The following is a 1,140-nucleotide window of genomic DNA, read 5'->3' as shown; positions in this document are numbered from 1 at the left end:
GACGGCGGTCCCGGTGCGCGACGCGGCGGGCCGCGCCCGGTACGCCCTGTCCGCGGTGAGCCACACCAGCAGGCACACGGCGCGGGGCCTCGCGGAGCTCGTGCTGCCACGGCTGCGGAAGGAGGCGGCGCTGCTCGAGGAGCTACCGGCCGCCCAAGCGGCGTACGGGGACATCGAATTGACGGCACCTCAGGGTTCGTACACCACAGACGCCACGGCCACCACAGACACCACGGACGCGACAGCCACCACAGACGCCAAGGCCGAACTGGGCCCCGGCTTCCTCCAGTCGCTCGCCCGCGGCCTCACCGTCCTGCGCGCCCTGGGCCGGGCCCGCGGCGACGGACTCCCGCGCACCGCTGTCGCCGCGGCCACCGGCCTGCCACGGGCCACCGCGCGCCGCTGCCTGCACACCCTGGAGCTCGAGGGGTACGCGGCGCACGACGGCCGCCTCTACCGCCCGCTCCCCCGCGTCCTGGAACTCGGCTACGCGCGCCTCTCCCGCCTCGGCTTCGCCGACATCGCCGAGCCGCACCTGCGCCAACTGACGGGCCGCGTCCACCAGTCGGCGTCGGTGACGGTGCTCGACGGCACGGACATCCTGTACGTGGCGCGGGCGGCGACGGTCCGCGTCATGAGCGTCTACATCACGCTCGGCACGCGCTTTCCCGCGTATCCCACCGCCATGGGCCGCGTCCTGCTGGCCGGGCTGCCGGAGCGGGAGCGCACGCGGCTCCTGAAGGCGTCCCCGCCCAAGCCCCTCACCCGCCGCACCGTCACCGACCCTGCGGACCTGAACCGCGTCATCGACCGGGCCGCCGACGACGGCTACGCCACCGCGGACGAGGAGCTGGAGGAGGGCCTGCGCTCCGTCGCCGTACCGCTGAAGGACGCGCAAGGGCGCGTGGTCGCCGCCCTGAACGTGGCCCAGCACGCGGGCACCGCCCCGCTGGACGAGACCATCGAGGCGCTGCTCCCCGCACTGCGCGAGACGGCGGCGGCGATCGAGGCGGACCTGCACACGGCAGCCCGCTTCAACGGCGTACTGATGCCGTAGCGGGAGTGCCGCCGACGTCTTGGCAGAGGTGCCCGGAGCCGGACTTGAACCGGCACGCCCGCTAGGGGCAGCGAGGTTTAAGC

General features: G+C 74.5%; 1 protein-coding gene. It reads left to right on the top strand.

Features of this window, described 5'->3' with window-relative positions:
* On the top strand, positions 1-1,057 hold a 1,057-nt coding region (locus tag ACZ5CR_RS46570), incomplete at its 5' end, for an IclR family transcriptional regulator domain-containing protein (protein ID WP_468870109.1).
* Positions 1,058-1,140 lie beyond the last annotated feature (83 nt).

This window comes from Streptomyces sp. NPDC031274 (genome assembly GCF_055570235.1).
Note: the sequence above shows the minus strand (reverse complement) of the source record. Positions and strands in the feature narration are given on the sequence as shown.